The following is a 662-nucleotide window of genomic DNA, read 5'->3' as shown; positions in this document are numbered from 1 at the left end:
TCACGTGCACGTCGGACAGTCCCATCGTGTCGGCGATCTGGGTTTGCGTCAGTGGGAACGCGTAGCTGTTGTCGGTGACACGTCCGACCGCTTCCAGGCGCATGAGTAGCTCGCACAGAAGATGCGCGATGCGCTGGTCCGGAGCCCGCGCGCCCATGTTGACCAACCACTCGCGCAGGACGGCACCGTCGACCAGGGAGCACCACCAGAAGGCGCGCGCGATGCTCGTGTGATGCGCCGTGATCTCATCGATGGCCCGACGGGGGATGTCCACGACCTGGCACTGCGAGATGGTGCCAATGGTGTGATCCATCTCGTCGAGGATGAACACGTTCAGGTCGCAGAAATCGCCGGGCAACAACAGGGCCATGATCTGGCGCTGGCCGTCCGGAAGGACCTTGTACCGGCAGGCGAAGCCGTCAAGGATCAGCAAGACGTTGTCGGGCTTGTCGCCTTCCCGGATCAGATCCTGGCGTGTGCCGACCTGCCGGACCTTGAGTATCAGGTTGTTCAAGGCCGAGCGGGCCTGGTCGGACAACGGTTCGAAGCTCTCGAGCTTCCGCGTCAGCGCCTGCTGCATGGGGCTCACATCGCTGCGCCTCGATGCCTGCCAATATGTCAGATATCCGACAAGATCTCCATCATTTGACCGATATCTTGCG

The 662-nt window shown here is 61.9% G+C and carries 1 protein-coding gene; it reads right to left on the bottom strand.

Going from position 1 to position 662, the window contains the following annotated elements:
• A partial coding sequence (locus MKK69_RS26125) for a Crp/Fnr family transcriptional regulator (protein WP_243972791.1) occupies positions 1–580 on the bottom strand: 580 nt, incomplete at its 3' end.
• Positions 581–662: the final 82 nt, after the last annotated feature.

The organism is Methylobacterium sp. J-026, assembly GCF_022829585.1.
Lineage (GTDB): Bacteria > Pseudomonadota > Alphaproteobacteria > Rhizobiales > Beijerinckiaceae > Methylobacterium.
This window is presented reverse-complemented; position numbering and strand designations above follow the sequence as displayed.